Source organism: Lentzea guizhouensis, assembly GCF_001701025.1.
Classification (GTDB): domain Bacteria; phylum Actinomycetota; class Actinomycetes; order Mycobacteriales; family Pseudonocardiaceae; genus Lentzea; species Lentzea guizhouensis.
This window is the reverse complement of the sequence record NZ_CP016793.1, coordinates 5,480,384-5,498,395: the sequence shown is the minus strand read 5'-3', so window position 1 is coordinate 5,498,395 and position 18,012 is coordinate 5,480,384. Positions and strand designations below refer to the sequence as shown.

The window sequence follows — 18,012 nt, the reverse complement described above, 5'->3', positions numbered from 1 at the left end:
CGACTCGGACACGATGACTCCTCGGTGAAGATTCTGGGCTCGAAGTACGGGGTTTGCGGATCAGATGTTATCGGTGCTCAAAACCGACATGACGATCGCGTCGTAGAAGACGCCGTCCCAGAGCAGCACGTCACGCAGCCGGCCCTCCTCGCGGAAGCCGCACTTGCGGTACACGTGCATCGCCCGCTCGTTGAACTCGTAGACCTCCAGGTCCACCCGGTGGAGGTTGCGCTCGGTGAACGCGTAGGTGAGGACGTGCTTGATCGCCGCCGTGCCGTAGCCCTTGCCGAACCCGTCCCACAGCGCGATCCGCAGCCCGGACTTGCGGTTGACGTCGTCGATCGGGTTGAGCACGACCTCGCCCAGGTACCTGCCGTCCTCGGTGATGGCACGGGTGTAGCGGTTCGGGTCGTTCAGGGTGCGCTCGATGTAGGCCTCGTAATCCTCCAGGGTGAATGTGCCGTGCGTGCCCGTCAGCCGGTTGACCTCGTCGTTGTGCGGGCCGCCATCGGCCATGGCCTGCGCGAACTCCCTGCGGAGCGGTACGAGTTCCATGTCTTGATTGAAGCCGGTGCGCGCAAACGGTTTGTCATACGCACATCTGTCTAAGTGGTTTTTCGGATGCGTTCACGTGGCCGGTGCGAGCACGCTGTGGGCCCGGCCGCCGATGTGAGGAGCGCTGACATGCACGATCTCGTGGTCGAATGCCCTGTCCGCCTCACGGCGTCCAATCGGGACGAACTGCGCCTGCTCTACGCCGACCTGCACGACCACTACGCCCGCCGCGACGCCCGCGACGGCACGCGCACCACGCTGCACTTCCGCTGGTCCGGCGTGACGGACCAGGAGTTCTTCGGCGCCACCTACGCCGACCAGCGCCACGTCTTCGCGGCCTCCCGGCCGATCATGAACTCGCGGCTTCAGGAAACGAACAGGCAGCTGTCAGGCTGTGCTCAGCCGAACGGCGCATCGTTGAGGACATGAGCGAGCAGGGACAGGCGCCTCCCCCACCGGAGCCGGAGCCGCCGAGAAACCAGCCACCGGCGGACCAGCCGACGACGCCGCACCAGGTCCCGCCCCAGCCCCGACCGGAGCCGCAGACCCGACCGGAGCCACAGCCGCAGCCCGCAGCGGCCGGGACGCCGCCGCGAGCGCGGCGGAGGCACCGGTCCCTCCTCCTGCGGCGCCGGTCAGGCGTTCCCGGTTGAGGGGTTTCGCACGGCACCGCGCCACCCAGCTGGTCGCGGTGGGCCTGCTGGGCGTGGTCCTCGGCGGCGGCATCGTCGGTGCGGTGGCGGCTGACCGGCACGACGACCGCGGCGGGCCGGGTGCCTTCCGGATGCACGACCGAGGAGAACGCGGACCGGACCGCGGCGACCGCTTCGAGCAGCGCGGTGGCGGCGACCGGTTCGAACAACGGGGCGACCGCTTCGAGCGGTGACCCGACCGAGCGCGCGACTCGCGTACCGATCCCCGACAACGCGAGTCGCGCGCTCCCCACGACCAGGAACGCGCGTCACGGCTGGATTAGTCCCCCTCGTTCTGCCGTGACGCGCGTTCCGCCCTACCGGGCTCGACCACTGGGCCTGCCTACTGGGCCTGCCTACTGGGCCTGCTGGGGTCCCAGCCGGATCGACAGCAGCTGGCGCCGCAGCACCTTCCCGGTCGCGTTGCGCGGCAGCTTCGGCACTACCACCACCTCGCGCGGGACCTTGTGCCGCGCCAACCGGGTCCGCACGAACTCGCGCAGCTCGCGCACGTCGATGCGGGTGCCGGCGACCGGGACCACGAACGCGCGCAACCGCTGGCCGTACTCCGGGTCCGGCACGCCGAGCACCGCCGCGTCGCGCACCCGGTAGTGGGTCATCAGCAGGTTCTCCACCTCGACCGGGTACACGTTCTCGCCGCCGGAGACGATCATGTCGTCCTCGCGGCCGTCGAAGTACAGCCGGCCGCTGGGGTCGAAGTGGCCGAGGTCGCCGGTCGCGACCAGACCGTCGATGGAGTCCTTCTGGGTGCCGTCGGTGTAGAGGTCGACGGTGAGCGAGCCGCGCACGTAGATCCGGCCCGTGACGAACGACCTCGTGATGCGGTTGCGGTCCTCGTCGTAGAGGCGCACGTCGCAGTTGTGCGGCGGCAGGCCGACGCTGGACGGCGCGGCGGCGAGGTCCTCCGGGGTGGCGACGGTGGCGACGGCCACTTCCGTTGAGCCGTAGAGGTTGTAGAGCACCGGGCCGAGCACGGCCATGGTGCGCTGGACGAGGTCCGGCGCGATGGGCGACCCGGACGAGAACACGACCTGCAGGTGGCGCAGGTCGAACGAGTCGATCACCGAGCGGTCCAGCTCCATGATCCGCTGCAGCATCGTCGGGACCAGCACCAGCGTGGTGCAGCGCTGGCCCTGCACCGACCACAGCGTCTTGCGCGGGTCGAAGCGGCGGTGCAGCACGGCGCGCGAGCCGAGCGACATGGCGAGCGTCAGGTGCGAGTAGCCGACCGAGTGGAAGATCGGGGCGGCGATGAACGTGGACTCGTTCGCGCGCATCGGGATGCGGTCGAGGAAGTCGGACGCGGTCAGCACCGACTTGATCTCGCGGGCGGTGCCCTTGGGGACGCCGGTGGTGCCGGAGGTCAGCTGGATCACCACACCGGGCTCGCGCGGGGGTTCGAGCTCACCACGCGGTGCCTTGGCGACGAGCTGGTCCAGCGTCGGTGTGCGGCGGTCGAGGCCGTCACGCGACCAGGCGAGCCAGCGCGGGATCGACGGCGGCAGCTGGTGGAACAGCGGCGTGAACTCCTCGTCGTGGATCACGAGGGAGGCGCGCTCGCGTTGCAGGAGGTCGAGCACGACCGGCGCGCCGAAGCCGGTGTTGACGAGCAGGACCCGGACGCCGAGCTTCGCGCACGCCAGCAGCGACTCGACCATGCCGCGGTGGTTGCGGCACATCAGCGCGACGACGTGCGTGTGCTGCACGCCCAGCGACCGCAGGCCCTGGGCGATCGCGTTGGAGCGCCGGTCCAGCTGCCGGTAGGTGACCGAGCCGCGGTCGTCGACCACCGCGACGCCGTCGGGGTTCAGCCGCACCGACCGGCGCAGTGCCGTGACGTTCGGGCCCCAGACCGCGACCTCGCGCAACGCCTGCAGCGACAGCTTGACGTTGGTGGGGCTGATCATGCCCGCTTCCGACAAGACGCGGAGTGAGTGCACCTTGCCCATGGCGTCGCGAAACACCTTGCGCAACCCTGGCATCAACAGCTCCTCGCGCTGCAAGTCCCCCGAGGTATTCGGACGGTAACTGTCCGCAAGCCCGACGCCAAGGGGTGCGTCATGCGGAATGTGCATGACAACACGACAACCGGAGTTGCAAACGTTTTCATGTTACCCGCGTGGGGCAAATCATCCGAGTCCCGCCGGTCAGACCAGGAAACCCCGCAGCAGCGACGCGGTCCCGTCGAGGTGCTCGGCCATCTCCCGGCGCGCCGCGGCCGGGTCACCGTCCAAAATGGAAGCGATGATGCGTTCGTGCTGCGCGTTGGAGTGGGCGAGGTTCGGTTCGAGCAGCGGAATGGTGTCCAGCAGCTCGTTGACGCGCATCCGGGAGTCCGCGACCGCCGCGGTGAGCGACGCCGAACCGGTGGCCTCCGCGATGGCCAGGTGCAGCCGCGAGTCCTTGCGCCGGTACTCGGCCAGCGACGCCGTGGAGGCCTCGTCGAGCCGCGCCCGCAGCCCGCGGCGTTCGGCGGGGCCCAGCGACCGGCCCGCCGCCGCCTCCGCCGCACCGGTCTCCAGGACCTTCCGCAGCGTCAGCGCGTCGTGGAGGTCGCCCAACTCCTTGCCGGGAGCGGACTTCGGGATCTCCTCGGTCACGAACGTGCCGCCGTAGCGTCCCCGCCGCGACTCGACGTAGTTGTTCTCCTGCAACGACCTGATGGCCTCGCGCACGGTCACCCGGCTCACCCCGAGCCGGGTGGCGAGCTCCCGTTCGGACGGCAGCCGCTCACCCGGCGCGACGACGCCGAGCCGGATGGCCTGCATGAGCCGTTCGACGGTCTCCTCGAAGGCGTTGCCCGCCCGCACCGGGCGGAACAACGCCTCCTGCGCGTGCTCCATCTGCTGTGACGTTTCCCTAGAGGGGGGTGACGTACGCGCCGGCGATGCCGCCGTCCACGAGGAAGTTCGACGCGGTCATGAACGACGAGTCGTCGGACGCCAGGAACGCGACCGCCGCGGCGATCTCTTCGGGTTCGGCGAACCGGCCCATCGGCACGTGCACGAGCCGGCGCGCGGCGCGTTCCGGGTCCTTCGCGAACAGCTCCCGCAACAACGGCGTGTTGACCGGGCCGGGTGAGAGCGCGTTCACGCGGATGCCCTCGCGCGCGAACTGCACGCCGAGCTCACGCGACATCGCGAGCACGCCGCCCTTCGACGCCGTGTACGAGATCTGCGACGTCGCCGCGCCCATCGTCGCCACGAACGACGCCGTGTTGATGATGGAGCCCTTGCCGTTGGCCTGCATGTGCGGGATGGCGTACTTGCAACACAGGTAAACCGACGTCAGGTTCACCTTCTGCACGCGGTCCCACGCCTCGATGCCGGTCGTGAGGATCGAGTCGTCGTCGGGCGGCGAGATACCGGCGTTGTTGAACGCGATGTCCAACTTGCCGTAGGTGTCCACTGTGGTCTGGAACAGCGCCTTGACCTGTTCCTCGTCGGTCACGTCGACCTGGACGAACAACCCGCCCACCTCGTCGGCGGCCACCTTGCCGGTCTCCGGGTCGACGTCGGCGACGACGACCTTCGCGCCCTCGCTCGCGAACCTGCGCACGGTCGCGAGACCGATGCCGCTGCCGCCACCCGTCACGACGGCCACGCGGCCCTCGAGTCGCTGCACCATTTCAGAATCTCCTCGTGTCTCAGGTTGCGATGAAGACGTTCTTGACCTCGGTGAACGCGTCGAGCGCGTCCGGACCGAGCTCACGGCCGAGGCCGGACTGCTTCACGCCGCCGAACGGCGTCCAGTAGCGGACCGACGAATGCGAGTTCACGGAGAGGTTCCCGGCCTCGACGGCCCTGGACACGCGGATCGCGCGTCCCACGTCCTGCGTCCAGATCGAACCGGACAGGCCGTACTCGGAGTCGTTCGCGATCCGGATCGCGTCGGCCTCGTCCTGGAACGGCAGCACGACCACGACCGGGCCGAAGATCTCCTCGGTGACGGTCGCGTGGTCGTAGGCCGGCGTGAGGACCGTCGGCGGGAACCAGAAACCGGGTCCGTTCGGCGCGCTGCCCCGGAACGCGACGGGCGCGTCGTCTGGGACGTAAGACGCCACCTTGCCGAGGTGCGCCGCGGAGATGAGCGGCCCCATCTCGGTCTGCTCGTCACCGGGTTCGCCGACCTGCACGCCCTTGACGGCGGGCTCGAGCAGTTCCATGAACCGGTCGTAGACGCTGGCCTGCACCAGGATCCGGGACCGCGCGCAGCAGTCCTGCCCGGCGTTGTCGAACACCCCGTACGGCGCCGTGGCCGCCGCCTTCTCCAGGTCGGAGTCCGCGAAGACGATGTTCGCCGACTTGCCGCCCAGCTCCAGCGTCACCCGCTTCACCTGGTCCGCGCAGCCGGCCATGACCTGCTTGCCGACCTCGGTCGAGCCGGTGAAGACGACCTTGCGCACCAACGGGTGCGTGACGAACCGGTTGCCGACGACGCTGCCCTTGCCCGGCAGCACCTGGAAGACGTCCTCCGGAATGCCCGCCTCCCGGGCCAGCTCACCGAGCCGGATCGCGGTCAGCGGCGTGAGCTCGGCGGGCTTGAGCACGACGGTGTTGCCCGCCGCGAGGGCCGGCGCGAACCCCCAGCCCGCGATGGGCATGGGGAAGTTCCACGGCACGATCACGCCGACGACGCCGAGCGGCTCGTGGAACGTGACGTCGAGCCCGCCGGCGACCGGGATCTGCTTGCCGAACAACCGTTCCGGCGCCGCCGAGTAGTACTGCAGCACGTCGCGGACGTTGCCGGCCTCCCAGCGCGCGTTGCCGATGGTGTGCCCGGAGTTCTCGACCTCCAGCCGCGCCAGCTCCTCGTTGTGCGCGTCGACCAGCTCGGCGAACTTCCTGAGCACCCGCCCGCGGTCACCGGGCGCGACGGCCCGCCACGTCTCGAACGCCTTGTGCGCCTTGGCGATCGCGGCGTTGGTCTCGTCGAGGGTGGTGTGCGGAACCGACCGCACCACCTCCTCGGTGGCGGGGTTGATGACGTCGAAGGTCACGCTCTTCTCCTTGAAACGTCTACCAGGGCCTGGAACAGCCGCAGGTCCTCGGTGTCCTGCTCCGGGTGGGACTGCACGCCGACGACGAACCGCGCGCCGGGGAGTTCGACGGCCTCGACCGTGCCGTCGGGTGCCTGCGCGGTGACCTTGAGCCCGTCGGCGACCCGGTCCAGTGACTGGTGGTGGTGGCACTGCACGTTGGTGCGGTCGCCGAGGATCCCGTGCAGCGCGGTGCCGGGCGCGACCGCGATGTCGGTGCGCTCGAACACGCCCGGCGCCGGGTTGTGGCCCTCGACGTGCTGGTGCAGCGTGCCACCGAGCGCCACGTTGAGCACCTGCATGCCCCGGCACACGCCGAGGACCGGCAGGTCGAGCTTGAGCGCCGCCTCGACGAGCGCGAACTCGGCCTCGTCGCGGTCACGGCGCGGCGTGCCGGTGCGCGGGTCGGGTTCGGCGCCGTAGGTGGCGGGGTCGATGTCCGCACCGCCCGCGATCACGAGGCCGTCCAGGAACCCGATGGTCTCGGCGGTCCAGGTGCCGACCGGGGGCAGCATCACCGGGTTGCCGCCGGCCGCGACCACGCAGTCGAGGTAGCCGCGGTAGAGCACGGCTGCCTCGACGTCCCAGTGGCCGAAGCGGGTGCGCTCGAGGTAGGTGCTGATGCCGATGAGTGGCGCCGGAATTGTCAGACCTCCCTGAGATGATCGGAGTGGGGCGCGCCGACCCCCTGGAGGGGGGCCAGTCGGGATCGGTTCAGAGGCGTTCGAAGCCACGGATCTTCTCCCAGTCGGTGACCGCCGCGTCGAACGCCTTCAGCTCCACCCTCGCCGCGTTCAGGTAGTGGTCGACGACCTCGCCGCCGAACGCCTCCCGCGCGAGCTCGCTGGCCGCCAGCAGGTCAGCTGCCTCGCGCAGCGTCGTCGGCACGGTCGGCCGGTCGGAGGCGTAGGCGTTGCCGATGAACTCGTCCTCCAGCGCGAGCTTCTGCTCGACGCCGTGCAGCCCGGCCGCGATCAGCGCCGCCACCGCGAGGTACGGGTTCACGTCACCGCCCGGCACCCGGTTCTCGAACCGCAGCGACTGCCCGTGCCCGACCACCCGCAGCGCGCACGTGCGGTTGTCGCGGCCCCACGCCACCGCGGTCGGCGCGAACGAGCCCTCCACGAAACGCTTGTAGGAGTTGATGTTCGGTGCCAGGAAGTAGGTGAACTCGCGCAGCGCGGCCAGCTGGCCGGCCAGGAAGTGCTGCATGAGCTCGGACATGCCGTCGCCCTCGGCGAAGACCGGCGAGCCGTCCTTGGCGCGCAACGAGAGGTGGATGTGGCAGGAGTTGCCCTCGCGTTCGTTGTACTTCGCCATGAACGTGAGCGACTTGCCCTGCAGCGACGCGATCTCCTTGGCGCCGTTCTTGTAGATCGCGTGCTGGTCGCAGGTGCGCAGTGCCGTCGTGTAGCGGAAGGCGATCTCGTGCTGACCGGGGTTGCACTCGCCCTTGGCCGACTCGACGACCATGCCCGCGCCCGTCATGCCGTTGCGGATGGCGCGCAGCAGCGGTTCAACGCGCGCGGTGCCCAGCAACGAGTAGTCGACGTTGTACTGGTTCGAGGGCGTGAGGTTGCGGTAGCCGGCGTTCCAGGCCTGCTCGTAGGTGTCGTCGAAGACGATGAACTCCAGTTCGGTGCCGACGTAAGCGTCGAGTCCGAGCTCCGAGAGCCGGTCGAGCTGCTTGCGCAGCACCTGGCGGGGCGAGGCGACGACCGGCTCGCCGTTCTCCCACACGACGTCGCACATGATCAGCGCGGTGCCCTCCTGCCACGGCACGCGGCGCAGGGTGTCGACGTCCGGCTTCATCACGAAGTCGCCGTACCCGCGCTCCCAGCTCGACATCGCGAAGCCGCTGACGGGGTTCATCTCCACGTCGACCGCCATGAGGTAGTTGCAGCCCTCCGCGGAGTGGCCGAGGACCTCGTCGAGGAAGTACCGCGCCGCACACCGCTTGCCCTGCAGCCGGCCCTGCATGTCGACGATCGCGACCAGCACGGTGTCGATCTCCCCGGTGTCTACGGCCTCGCGCAACTCCTCGACGGTCAGCATCCCGCGTTCCTCCAAAGGTATGTCTGCGAGCCATTGGCGGCATCATCTTGACACCACCGGGTGACGAGCGCCACCCTCAACCACCGCTTAAAGGACTATTAGGAGTCCATATGGCCAAGCACGTCGAGTACGAGAAGGTGAGCAGCGACTATCTGGAGCACCGTCAGCTGAAACGCGGGGCGGCGGGCTGGGTCCTGCTGGCCGGGCTGGGTGTCTCGTACGTGATCTCCGGTGACTTCGCCGGGTGGAACTTCGGTCTTGCCCAGGGCGGCTGGGGCGGGATGCTGGTCGCCACGGTCCTGATGGCGACGATGTACACGTGCATGGTGTTCGGCCTGGCCGAGCTCGCCTCCGCACTCCCCGTCGCCGGTGCGGGCTATGGCTTCGCAAGGCGCGCGCTCGGGCCGTTGGGCGGCTACGCCACAGGTATCGCCATCCTCATCGAGTACGCCATGGCTCCCGCGGCGATCTCGGTGTTCATCGGCGACTACGTCAAGGCGCTGGGCCTGCTCGACGCGACGTGGCCGGTGTACCTGGCCTGCTACGTGATCTTCGTCGGCATCCACCTCTTCGGCGTGGGCGAGGCGCTGCGGGTGATGTTCGTGATCACCGGTGTCGCCGTGGTGGCGCTGGTGGCGTTCGTGGCGGGCATGATCCCGAAGTTCGACAGCGCGAAGCTGTTCGACATCGGCGACGGCTCGTTCCTGCCGATGGGCGTCACGGGTGCGTGGGGCGCGTTGGTGTTCGCGATCTGGTTCTTCCTGGCGGTGGAAGGTGTTCCGCTGGCCGCCGAGGAGGCCCGCGACCCGAAGCGCGACATGCCGCGCGGCATCATCGGCGCGATGGTCGTGTTGCTGGTCTTCGCGTTCGCCATCCTGCTGGTCGCTCCCGGTGGTGCGGGGGCGAAGGCGCTGGAGGCGTCCGGCAACCCGCTGCCCGAGGCGGTGCGCGCGGCGTACGGCGGCGACACCTTCCTGGCGCAGCTGGTGAACTACGTCGGCCTCGCGGGTCTGGTGGCGTCGTTCTTCTCGATCATCTACGCCTACTCGCGGCAGCTGTTCGCGTTGTCCCGCGCGGGATACCTGCCGCGCTGGCTGTCGAAGACCGGCAAGCGCAAGACGCCGTACCTCGCGCTGATCGTGCCCGGCACGATCGGGTTCGTCCTGGCCACGATCATGAAGTCGGTCGACCCGGTCACCGGTGGCGCGCGTCTGATCAACATCGCGGTGTTCGGCGCGGCGCTGTCGTACGTGCTGATGATGGTGTCGCACATCGTCCTGCGGAAGACCGCGCCGGACCTGCCCCGGCCCTACCGGACTCCCGGCGGTGTGGTGACGACCGGCGTGGCGCTGGTGCTGGCGGTGGCGGCGGTCATCGCGACGTTCTTTGTGGACGAGGTCGCGGCGGGCGTCACGGCGGGCATCGTGGTGATCGCGGTGGCGTACTTCTGGTTCTACAGCCGCCACCACCTGGTGGCGAACGCACCGGAGGAGGAGTTCGCCGCGATCGCCAAGGCGGAGGCGGAGCTGGACTAGCGCTTTCGGGGCTGACCGCCGCACGGGGCGTGCGGCGGTCAGCCCTGCAGGTAGCGCACGATCGCCAGCACGCGCCGGCTGTAGGCGGCGCTGTCGGTGAGGTCCAGCTTGTCGAAGATCGCGTTGATGTGCTTCTCCACGGCGCTGCGCGAGATGCTGAGCGCGGCGCCGATGCCGGGGTTGCTGTGCCCCTGCGCCATCTTCTCCAGCACGTCGCGTTCCCGGGCGGTCAGCCTGGCGAGCGGGTCGGCGTGCGTGCTCCTGCTGATCAACGCGCGGACGACGTCCGGGTCGAACGCCTCACCACCGGCGGCCACCCGTTCCAGCGCGTCGAGGAACTCACCGACCTCCATCACGCGGTCCTTCAGCAGATAACCGACCTTGCCGCCACCGGTGGCGATCAGCTCGGTCGCATACCGCTTCTCGACGTACTGCGACAGCACCAGGACAGCGGTGTCCGGCCACCGGCGGCGGATCTCCAGGGCCGCCCGCAGACCTTCGTCGGTGTGGCTCGGCGGCATCCGGACGTCGGTGAGCACCAGGTCGGGGCGGTGCTGCCCGGTCTGCTCCAGGAGTGCGGCGGCGTCACCGACGGCGGCCAGCACCTCGTGGCCCTCCTCGGCCAGCAACCGGACCAGGCCCTCGCGCAGCAGCGTCGAGTCCTCGGCGATCACGAGGCGCACGGCAGCTCCGCGGTGATCACGGTCGGGCCACCGGGCGGACTGTCCACTGTGAACACCCCGTCCACCGCGGCGACCCTGCGGGCCAGGCCGGAGAGCCCGCTGCCGGCCGGGTCGGCGCCGCCGGTCCCGTCGTCCTCGATCCGCACGACGACCATGGTGCCCTCCCTGGTGACGGACAGGTCGATCCGGGTGGCGCCGGCGTGCTTGCTGACGTTCGTCACGGCCTCGGAGGCCACGAAGTACGCGGGCACCTCGACGCTGCCCAGGGGCCGTTCGGTGAGCCCGTAGTGCAGCCTGACCGGCACGCCCGAGCGTTCCGCCAGCGACTCCAGAGCGGTGTGCAGCCCGTCGCTGTCCAACGCGATCGGATACACCCGCCAGCTCACCTCGCGCAGCTCGAGCAGCACCCGCCCGGCCTCCTCGCGGGCCTGCTCCAGCAGTTCCGGCGCCTGGTCGGCCCGCCTGCTCGCCCGCCCGAGCAGCATGCCCAGCGCGACCATCCGCTGCTGCACGCCGTCGTGCAGGTCGCGTTCGATGCGCCGGCGTTCCTCGTTGATGGCCTCGACCACCTCGGCGCGGCTGACGGTGAGCTCGGAGACCCTGCGCCGCAACACCTCCTGCGCGGTCGGGCCGAGGAAGTGGCGCGCCAGCCTCCGGTCGAGGCCCTCCACCCCGATCAAGGCCTGGACCGTCATGAACACCAGCAGCGTGCCGAACAGGACGAACGTGATCGGGTCGTACCAGCTCATCCGGCTCGGGCTGCCCGTGCCGGCGACCATCTGCCAGGTCATGACCACGGCCGTCCCGGCACCGAGCAGGACCAGCAGCAGCACGCCCGCGCCGAGCCCGCCGACCAGCCAGCGGACGCCCAGGTACTGCAGCGCCCGCCAGCCGGTGAAGTCCTCCGCGCTGCCCTGCCCGTGGAAGCGCTCGATCCGCCTGCGTTCGAACTCCGCGATCGCCCTCGCCGCACCGAACACCACCGGCCGGGCCGACCGCACCCCCAGCAGGGCCCCGGCACAGAGGACGAAGGCGAGCTCGGCGAACGCGGAGAGCCCGCCGATCGCGAGCCCGGTCGTCCGACGCGTGGCACGGCGCACCAGCTCACCACGGTCGAACAGCACCTCCGCAGCGTAACCGTCAGCGGGCACGCGACGACTTCCGTTCACGCAGCCTGGTGACCACGAACCACCCGGCGGCGAGCACGACCGCGCCGATCACGGCCTTCTGGAACACCCCCGCGTACTCGTCGACCACGTACCAGTTCGACCCGAGCAGGTATCCCGCGCCGACGAACACCGTGTTCCAGATCAGGCTGCCGAGCGTGGTCAGCACGAGGAACTTCACGAAGTTCATCCGTTCCACCCCCGCGGGCAACGAGATGAAACTGCGGAACAACGGAACCATGCGCCCGAAGAAAACCGCTTTCGCGCCGTGTTTCGCGAACCACTGCTCGGTCCGGTCGAAATCGGAGACCTTCACCAGCGGGATCTTCGCGACGAGCCTGCGGGTGCGTTCCCGGCCGAGCAGCATGCCCGCCACGTACACGATGATCGCGCCGACGACGGACCCGACCGTGGTCCAGATCAGCGCCTCCGCCAGGCTGAACACGCCCCTGGCCGCGGAGAAACCCGCCAGTGGCAGCACGATCTCGCTCGGGATCGGCGGGAACAGGTTGTCCAGCCCCACCACGATGGCCGCGCCCACGCCGCCGAGCGACTCCATGACGTCCACGGCCCAACCGGCGAGTCCGCCGACCGGTTCGTGGGCGGCGGGCGCAACACCTGAGAACATCGAACTCCCCATTTCTTTTCGGTGAGTTCGATCTTTTCAACTGTTGTTTCGTGCCACCATGAGGAAAACCGGCCGGTTTGTTGCGTTCGTCCGCAGGTCCGATACTGCGGAGAACCACACCCCCGAAGGCACTGATGTCGGCGGAATGCCACGCGCGTTGATCCTCGGCGGCACCGGCCTCATCGGCGGCGCCACCGCCCGCCGGCTGCGAGCGTCCGGCTGGACCGTCGACGCACCGGGCTCGATGGACTTCGACTCGCCCAAGGGCTACGGCGCCAACAAGGTCGCGGCGGAGCACACTCTGCTCGACAGCGGCCTGCCGGTCACCGTGCTGCGACCGTCCAAAGAGGGTGCGGCCCGCTGACCGGGGCTTGCGCTGCCCCGTTCGGACCAGCACCACCTCGGTTCGAGCTGGTCGTGGCAGGATCGGGGCCGTGAGTGACATTCAACGTGTGGGAGTCGTCGGTTCCGGCCTCATGGGCTCCGGAATCGCCGAGGTGAGCGCCCGTGCGGGCCTCGACGTCATCGTCGTCGAGGTCAACGCGGACGCGGCCGGGGCGGCGCAGGGGCGGATCGCCTCCTCGCTGGCCAGGGGCGTGAAGTCGGGCAAGCTGACCGAGGACGACCGCGATGCCGCGCTGGGCCGCATCCGGTTCACGACGGACGTCGGCGAGTTCGCCGACCGGCAGTTCGTGGTCGAGGCGGTCGCGGAGAACGAGCAGGTCAAGACCGAGGTCTTCACGACCCTCGACAAGGTCGTGAAGGACGAGGACGCCATCTTCGCGTCCAACACCAGCTCGATCCCGATCATGAAGCTCGGCATGGCCACCACCCGGCCGGAGCAGGTCATCGGCGTGCACTTCTTCAACCCGGTGCCGGTGCTGAAGCTCGTCGAGATCGTGCCGTCGCTGCTGACCGGCGCCACCACGCAGGTGCGCGCGGAGGCGTTCGTGCGCGGCACCCTGCACAAGGAGGTCATCCGCTCGCAGGACCGCGCCGGCTTCGTGGTCAACGCGCTGCTGATCCCCTACCTGCTCTCCTCGATCCGCATGCTGGAGTCCGGGTTCGCCTCGGCCGACGACATCGACAACGGCATGGTGCTCGGCTGCGCCCACCCGATGGGCCCGCTGCGGCTGACCGACCTGATCGGCCTCGACACCACGAAGGCCATCGCCGAGTCGATGTACGAGGAGTTCAAGGAGCCGCTGTACTCGCCGCCGCCGTTGTTGCTGCGCATGGTGGACGCGGGCCTGCTGGGCAAGAAGTCCGGACGCGGCTTCCACAACTACGCGAAGTAGGACCGGGGAAGCGCGCCCTCGCACCGGGGCGCGCTCCTCGTTCGTGCTTGGATTGATCGCATGCCTGGGGTGCAGAACGACTACGACACGCTCGCGAAGGCCTACAGCGAGTCCAACGAGACCGACATCCAGAACGCCTACTACGAGCGGCCCGCGATGCTGGCGCTCGCCGGTGACGTGACCGGTCGCAAGATCCTCGACGCAGGCTGTGGCGCTGGGCCGCTCATGGCCGAGCTGCGCGAGCGAGGTGCCGAGGTGAGCGGGTTCGACCCGAGCGCGAACATGCTGGAACTGGCCCGGGAACGCCTCGGCCCCGACGCGGACCTGCGCAAAGCCGACCTCAACGACCCGCTCCCCTACGCCGACAGGACGTTCGACGACGTCATCGCGTCACTCGTCCTGCACTACCTCGAAGACTGGGGTCCGGCGCTCGAAGAGATCAGGCGCATCCTCAAGCCCGGCGGCCGGCTGCTCGCCTCGGTCGACCACCCGTTCGCGATCCACGCCATCCACCGGGCGCAAGGGCTCAGGACGAACTACTTCGAGACCTACAACTGGACCGAGGTCTGGGACCACGCCGGTGAGCCGGTCACCATGTCGTTCTGGAATCGGCCGCTGCACGCCATGACGGGCGCGTTCACCGCAGCCGGTTTCGAGCTCGCGGGCATCAGCGAACCGCTGCCGGTCCCGGAGGCCCAGCAGCTGTTCCCCGACGACTACCGGGCCCTGACCACGAGCCCGAGCTTCCTGTTCTTCGAGCTGACGGCCTAAGCCAGCGCCAGGCGGTTCATCGAGTGCTGGATCAAACCGACCAGCACCGTCTTCGACGACTCGCGGTTCCGGGCGTCGCACAGCACGACCGGGATCGCGTCGTCGAGGTCCAGCGCGTGCCGCACCTCGTCCACGGTGTAGAGCTGCCCGCCGTCGAAGCAGTTGACCGCCACGATGAACGGGATGCCGCGGTGCTCGAAGAAGTCGATGGACGGGAAGGACGAGTCGAGCCGGCGGGTGTCGACGAGCACGACGGCGCCGATCGCGCCGTGGGCCAGCTCGTCCCACATGAACCAGAACCTGTTCTGGCCCGGCGTGCCGAACAGGTACAGCACCACGCTCGTGTTGATGGTGATGCGCCCGAAGTCCAGCGCCACCGTGGTCGTGTCCTTGCCCTCGATGCCGGCCAGGTCGTCGACGTGCACACCGGCTTCGGTGAGCAGCTCCTCGGTCTTCAGCGGTGGGATCTCGGAGACCGACGAGACCATGGTGGTCTTGCCGGTGCCGAAACCACCCGCGATGACGATCTTGACCGCGGTCGGCACGGTCAGCTGGTCGTCAGATCCCACGAACACCATCCAGTACGGCCTGCAGGAGATCCCGGTCGGGAACTTGGGGAGCGGAGTTCTGCACGATCACGTCACCGCGCTCGATGAGGTCCGAGAGCAGCACCTTGACCACGACGAGCGGGACGTCGAGGTAGGCGGCCACTTCGGCGATCGAGAGCGGTCGTGCGCACAGGGCCATGATCTCGCGATGCTCGACCGTCAGCGACGTCTGGTCGGACGCAACAACCGACGCGCGAACCTGCGTCACGAGGTGCAAGTTGGGCGCGTTCGGCCGGGTGCGGCCGCGCACCATCGCGTAGGGCCGCACCAGCGGTCCAGCGGCCTCGTCGTACCACCAGTCCTCACGCGCGGTCATCAGCGCGACTCTCGTGCGGAGGGCACCGTCGCCGTTTCTGCGCGGGGGGCCGACGAGAGGTACGTGCCCACCCGCTTGACCAGCATGTTCATCTCGTACGCGATCATGCCCATGTCCGCGTCCTCCTCGCCGAGCAGCGCGAGGCACGCACCGTGGCCCGCCGCCGTGACAAACAGGTAGGCGTGCTCCATCTCGACGATGGTCTGCCGCACCGCGCCGCCACCGAAGTGCCTGCCGGTGCCGCGGGCGAGCGACTGGAACGCCGACGCCATCGCCGACAGGTGCTCCGAGTCGTCGCGGGAGAGCCCGGCCGAGCGGCCGAGCAGGAGTCCGTCCGCCGACAGCACGACCGCGTGCCGCGCGCCGACCACCCGCTGGATGAGGTCTTCCAGCAGCCAGTTCAGTTCGCCGTGCTGGCTGGTCTTGTCCTTCATGACGAGGGGGCTCCTTCTGATCTCCAGTCGTCGGTCAGCCGCGCGTCACGGGTACCGCGCTGGAACGCGGCCAACCCGTCCCGGGTCCGCTCGGCCGACCTTTCGCCGGTAACCGGCTCGGCGTGCGTCACGTCGTCGGACTGCATGAGCTGCGGCGCGAGGCTCTGCCGCTTGCGCCTGCGGGGAAGCGGGGGCTTCCCGTCCGAGGTAGGTGCCTGGTTCGTCTGATCGTCCACCGGTGGTTCTGGTTCGGAAACGGCTGGGACGGGCGGGGGGTTCACGGCGGGGGGCACCACCGGCGGCCGCTTCAGCGGGAAGCTCGGGTGCTCCTCGACGTGACCGTGGTGGTGGTCGTGGAACGACCGCACCGGCATCTGCGTGGTCTCGGTGATGTCGCCCGCGGTGTTGTGCGGCGCCACCAGCTGCGGCGGCAGCACGCACAGGGCGACCGTGCCGCCGTAGGGCGAGTCGCGCAGCTCCACCTTGATGCCGCGCCTGGCCGCGAGCCGTGCGACGACGAAGAGCCCCAGCCGGGACTCGCCGCGGAACGCCATGGTCTCGAAGTCCGGCGGGTTGGAGAGCTTCGCGTTGGCCTGCAGGCGTTCCTCCTGCGTCATGCCGAGACCGTGGTCCTCGATCTCGATCACGATCCCGTGCGGCGCCGCGCTGGAGTGGACGATCACCTCGGAGCGCGGCGACGAGAACGCGGTCGCGTTGTCGACGAGCTCGGCGAGCAGGTGGATGGTGTCGGCGACGGCCACGCCCACGAGCGCGCGGTCGGGCACCGGGTTGACCTTGACCCGCACGTACTGCTCGGTCTCGGCCACGGCGGCGCGCAGCACGTCGCTCAGCCGCACCGGCTTGCGCCACTGCCTGCCCGGCTGCTCGCCGGCGAGGATGATCAGGTTCTCGGCGTTGCGGCGGGCGCGGGTGGCCAGGTGGTCAAGCTGGAAGAGCGAGTCCAGCTGGTCCGGGTTCTCCTCCTCGCGCTCCAGCTTGTCGAGGATCTTGAGCTGCCGGTGCACCAGGCCCTGGTTGCGGTGCGCGATGTCGAGGAAGACCCGGTTCACGCCCTCACGGGCCTGCGTCTCCTTCACCGCGGCGGCGACCGCCGTGTACTGGGCGGTGTTGAACGCGTCGGCGACCTGGCCGATCTCGTCGTTGCCGTAGTCCAGCGGCGGCATGTCGCGGTGGACGTCCACCTGCTCGCCACCCCGCAGGCGCGCCACGATGTGCGGCAGCCGTTCCTGCGCGAGCCGCAGCGTGTCCTCCCGCAGCGAGGTGAGGCGGGTGACGAGCGCGCGGCTGACCAGGCGGTTCGAGATGCGCAGCGCCAGCACGATGCCGACCACGACGGCGAGCAACGCGATCAGGCTGCCGATCAGCACGGCGGTGAAGCGGCTGTTGGCCTTCTCCAGGCCGAGGGTCGTGCCGTCCTCGACCTGCCGGACGGCGATCGCGACGAGCTTCTCGTGCACCGGACCGGCCGCCGCCCGCCACTGCTGGTCGGTGACGCCGGTGTCGCCGTTGATGACGCGGCCCTCGAGGTCGAGCAGCGCGCGGTACTCGGAGCTGGTGCGCAGCGCGTCGTACTGCTGGCGGGGCTGCTCGAGCGCGAACGGGATCGTGGCGTCGACACCGGCGTGGTAGGCGCCGATCAGCCGGACGAACTCGACCCGCTCGGCCGGCGTGAACGCCTTGTTGAGCAACCCGCGGGACCCGATCGTGGCGCCGCGGGACATCCAGTCGGCGGCCTGGAAGATCGTGACGGCGTGCACGTTGGACTGACCGGCCTCGGCGTCGGGCACCTGCCGCGCCTGCCGGGAGATCAACGCGACGCCCGCGTCGAGCAGGCTGTTGTAGTAGTCGTAGACCTCCTGCGGGCTGCCGGTGCCCGCCTCGACCTGCGCGCGGTGCCGGCCGAGGTCGTCCAGCACGGTGGTGAGCGCGTTGATCCGGTCGACGATGTCCTGCGGCGCGCCGTCGGCGAGGTCCGTGAACGCCGCCTTCATCCTCGTGACCGACTCGTCGGTGCGCGCGTGCTGTTGCCGCAGCGCCGCGGTGTCGACACCGCCCGCCTTGCTCAGCAGCACGAGGCTCAGCTGGCGTTCCTGCTGCAGACCGGCGAACGCCTGCACCGAGGGGATCGTCGCGTCCTTCACGCCGACTGCGGCAGAACGCATGTACAAACCGTCGAAAACGGTGTACGAGG

Annotated in this window: 20 protein-coding genes; 6 read left to right on the top strand and 14 right to left on the bottom strand. The window is 69.5% G+C overall.

The window, feature by feature from the left end; translation table 11 throughout:
• Positions 1 to 60: 60 nt before the first annotated feature.
• Positions 61 to 555 (bottom strand): GNAT family N-acetyltransferase, encoded by a 495-nt coding sequence (locus tag BBK82_RS27050; protein ID WP_065917528.1) that lies wholly within the window; start codon positions 553 to 555, stop codon positions 61 to 63.
• Positions 556 to 684: 129 nt separating this feature from the next.
• Here BBK82_RS27050 and BBK82_RS27045 point away from each other — a divergent pair, with 129 nt between their 5' ends.
• Together BBK82_RS27045 and BBK82_RS27040 are read left to right on the top strand one after the other, a co-directional pair.
• Positions 685 to 984, top strand: a complete 300-nt coding sequence (locus BBK82_RS27045) for a hypothetical protein (RefSeq protein ID WP_065917527.1) — start codon at positions 685 to 687, stop codon at positions 982 to 984.
• A 220-nt stretch (positions 985 to 1,204) separates the two neighbouring features.
• Positions 1,205 to 1,441, top strand: a complete 237-nt coding sequence (locus tag BBK82_RS27040; protein WP_065917526.1) for a hypothetical protein — start codon at positions 1,205 to 1,207, stop codon at positions 1,439 to 1,441.
• Between the two features lie 162 nt (positions 1,442 to 1,603).
• Here the strand turns inward: BBK82_RS27040 and BBK82_RS27035 are convergent, their stop codons facing one another.
• From BBK82_RS27035 to BBK82_RS27010, 6 genes are all read right to left on the bottom strand, one after another.
• Entirely contained in the window at positions 1,604 to 3,250 is a 1,647-nt protein-coding gene (locus BBK82_RS27035; protein ID WP_065921373.1) for an AMP-binding protein, read from the bottom strand.
• 165 nt (positions 3,251 to 3,415) lie between these two features.
• The gene (locus BBK82_RS27030) at positions 3,416 to 4,111 is read right to left on the bottom strand and encodes a FadR/GntR family transcriptional regulator (RefSeq protein WP_065917525.1); all 696 of its coding nucleotides are present in this window, start codon (positions 4,109 to 4,111) and stop codon (positions 3,416 to 3,418) included.
• Positions 4,112 to 4,127: 16 nt separating this feature from the next.
• Positions 4,128 to 4,895 carry a 3-oxoacyl-ACP reductase gene (locus BBK82_RS27025; protein ID WP_065917524.1) on the bottom strand — a complete coding sequence of 256 codons (768 nt, stop codon included), beginning with the start codon at positions 4,893 to 4,895 and terminating at the stop codon, positions 4,128 to 4,130.
• Positions 4,896 to 4,914: 19 nt separating this feature from the next.
• Positions 4,915 to 6,267 carry an aldehyde dehydrogenase family protein gene (locus tag BBK82_RS27020; protein ID WP_065917523.1) on the bottom strand — a complete coding sequence of 451 codons (1,353 nt, stop codon included), beginning with the start codon at positions 6,265 to 6,267 and terminating at the stop codon, positions 4,915 to 4,917.
• Complete coding sequence (locus BBK82_RS27015) at positions 6,264 to 6,956, bottom strand: gamma-glutamyl-gamma-aminobutyrate hydrolase family protein (protein WP_065921372.1); 693 nt, start codon at positions 6,954 to 6,956, stop codon at positions 6,264 to 6,266. The genes BBK82_RS27020 and BBK82_RS27015 overlap by 4 nt, the downstream gene beginning before the upstream one ends.
• Before the next feature lie 64 nt (positions 6,957 to 7,020).
• Positions 7,021 to 8,361, bottom strand: a complete 1,341-nt coding sequence (locus BBK82_RS27010) for a glutamine synthetase family protein (RefSeq protein WP_065917522.1) — start codon at positions 8,359 to 8,361, stop codon at positions 7,021 to 7,023.
• A gap of 110 nt (positions 8,362 to 8,471) precedes the next feature.
• Here BBK82_RS27010 and eat point away from each other — a divergent pair, with 110 nt between their 5' ends.
• On the top strand, positions 8,472 to 9,896 hold the full coding sequence (gene eat / locus BBK82_RS27005; RefSeq protein WP_065917521.1) for an ethanolamine permease: 1,425 nt from the start codon (positions 8,472 to 8,474) through the stop codon (positions 9,894 to 9,896).
• A gap of 38 nt (positions 9,897 to 9,934) precedes the next feature.
• Here the strand turns inward: eat and BBK82_RS27000 are convergent, their stop codons facing one another.
• Genes BBK82_RS27000 through BBK82_RS26990 form a run of 3 tightly spaced genes read right to left on the bottom strand, consistent with a single transcriptional unit; the run spans position 9,935 to position 12,373 of the window.
• The gene (locus BBK82_RS27000) at positions 9,935 to 10,579 is read right to left on the bottom strand and encodes a response regulator transcription factor (RefSeq protein WP_065917520.1); all 645 of its coding nucleotides are present in this window, start codon (positions 10,577 to 10,579) and stop codon (positions 9,935 to 9,937) included.
• Positions 10,567 to 11,703: a sensor histidine kinase gene (locus tag BBK82_RS26995; RefSeq protein ID WP_237047590.1), complete on the bottom strand. Its 1,137-nt coding sequence runs from the start codon at positions 11,701 to 11,703 to the stop codon at positions 10,567 to 10,569. The genes BBK82_RS27000 and BBK82_RS26995 overlap by 13 nt, the downstream gene beginning before the upstream one ends.
• Before the next feature lie 16 nt (positions 11,704 to 11,719).
• The gene (locus BBK82_RS26990) at positions 11,720 to 12,373 is read right to left on the bottom strand and encodes a DedA family protein (protein ID WP_065921370.1); all 654 of its coding nucleotides are present in this window, start codon (positions 12,371 to 12,373) and stop codon (positions 11,720 to 11,722) included.
• Positions 12,374 to 12,518: 145 nt separating this feature from the next.
• Between BBK82_RS26990 and BBK82_RS26985 the strand changes: the two genes are divergently transcribed.
• The 3 genes from BBK82_RS26985 to BBK82_RS26975 all read left to right on the top strand — a co-directional run bounded on the left by BBK82_RS26985 (position 12,519) and on the right by BBK82_RS26975 (position 14,442).
• A complete protein-coding gene (locus BBK82_RS26985) occupies positions 12,519 to 12,737 on the top strand; it encodes a hypothetical protein (RefSeq protein ID WP_065917519.1) in 219 nt (72 codons plus the stop codon).
• Positions 12,738 to 12,807: 70 nt separating this feature from the next.
• Positions 12,808 to 13,671, top strand: a complete 864-nt coding sequence (locus BBK82_RS26980; protein ID WP_065917518.1) for a 3-hydroxybutyryl-CoA dehydrogenase — start codon at positions 12,808 to 12,810, stop codon at positions 13,669 to 13,671.
• 60 nt (positions 13,672 to 13,731) lie between these two features.
• Positions 13,732 to 14,442, top strand: coding sequence for a class I SAM-dependent methyltransferase (locus BBK82_RS26975; protein ID WP_065917517.1), 711 nt, complete (start codon positions 13,732 to 13,734; stop codon positions 14,440 to 14,442).
• Here the strand turns inward: BBK82_RS26975 and BBK82_RS26970 are convergent.
• From BBK82_RS26970 to BBK82_RS26955, 4 genes are read right to left on the bottom strand one after another with little or no spacing between them, the layout of a single operon-like run.
• Entirely contained in the window at positions 14,439 to 15,020 is a 582-nt protein-coding gene (locus tag BBK82_RS26970; RefSeq protein ID WP_065917516.1) for a GTP-binding protein, read from the bottom strand. The two genes, BBK82_RS26975 and BBK82_RS26970, sit on opposite strands and share 4 nt — an antisense overlap.
• Complete coding sequence (locus BBK82_RS26965) at positions 15,001 to 15,366, bottom strand: DUF742 domain-containing protein (RefSeq protein ID WP_065917515.1); 366 nt, start codon at positions 15,364 to 15,366, stop codon at positions 15,001 to 15,003. Before BBK82_RS26965 ends, BBK82_RS26970 begins: the two co-directional genes overlap by 20 nt.
• A complete protein-coding gene (locus BBK82_RS26960) occupies positions 15,366 to 15,800 on the bottom strand; it encodes a roadblock/LC7 domain-containing protein (protein WP_053734297.1) in 435 nt (144 codons plus the stop codon). The genes BBK82_RS26965 and BBK82_RS26960 overlap by 1 nt, the downstream gene beginning before the upstream one ends.
• The gene (locus tag BBK82_RS26955) at positions 15,797 to 17,983 is read right to left on the bottom strand and encodes a sensor histidine kinase (RefSeq protein WP_237047589.1); all 2,187 of its coding nucleotides are present in this window, start codon (positions 17,981 to 17,983) and stop codon (positions 15,797 to 15,799) included. Before BBK82_RS26955 ends, BBK82_RS26960 begins: the two co-directional genes overlap by 4 nt.
• Positions 17,984 to 18,012 lie beyond the last annotated feature (29 nt).

Coding starts and splice junctions, on each gene's coding strand:
- BBK82_RS27050 (WP_065917528.1), bottom strand. CDS start 555: ATGGAACTCGTACCGCTCCGCAGGGAGTTCGCGCAGGCCATGGCCGAT.
- BBK82_RS26970 (WP_065917516.1), bottom strand. CDS start 15,020: ATGGTGTTCGTGGGATCTGACGACCAGCTGACCGTGCCGACCGCGGTC.
- BBK82_RS27030 (WP_065917525.1), bottom strand. CDS start 4,111: ATGGAGCACGCGCAGGAGGCGTTGTTCCGCCCGGTGCGGGCGGGCAAC.
- BBK82_RS26985 (WP_065917519.1), top strand. CDS start 12,519: ATGCCACGCGCGTTGATCCTCGGCGGCACCGGCCTCATCGGCGGCGCC.
- BBK82_RS27025 (WP_065917524.1), bottom strand. CDS start 4,895: ATGGTGCAGCGACTCGAGGGCCGCGTGGCCGTCGTGACGGGTGGCGGC.
- BBK82_RS27010 (WP_065917522.1), bottom strand. CDS start 8,361: ATGCTGACCGTCGAGGAGTTGCGCGAGGCCGTAGACACCGGGGAGATC.
- BBK82_RS27035 (WP_065921373.1), bottom strand. CDS start 3,250: ATGCCAGGGTTGCGCAAGGTGTTTCGCGACGCCATGGGCAAGGTGCAC.
- BBK82_RS26955 (WP_237047589.1), bottom strand. CDS start 17,983: ATGCGTTCTGCCGCAGTCGGCGTGAAGGACGCGACGATCCCCTCGGTG.
- BBK82_RS26965 (WP_065917515.1), bottom strand. CDS start 15,366: ATGACCGCGCGTGAGGACTGGTGGTACGACGAGGCCGCTGGACCGCTG.
- BBK82_RS27045 (WP_065917527.1), top strand. CDS start 685: ATGCACGATCTCGTGGTCGAATGCCCTGTCCGCCTCACGGCGTCCAAT.
- BBK82_RS26960 (WP_053734297.1), bottom strand. CDS start 15,800: ATGAAGGACAAGACCAGCCAGCACGGCGAACTGAACTGGCTGCTGGAA.
- BBK82_RS26975 (WP_065917517.1), top strand. CDS start 13,732: ATGCCTGGGGTGCAGAACGACTACGACACGCTCGCGAAGGCCTACAGC.
- eat (WP_065917521.1), top strand. CDS start 8,472: ATGGCCAAGCACGTCGAGTACGAGAAGGTGAGCAGCGACTATCTGGAG.
- BBK82_RS26990 (WP_065921370.1), bottom strand. CDS start 12,373: ATGTTCTCAGGTGTTGCGCCCGCCGCCCACGAACCGGTCGGCGGACTC.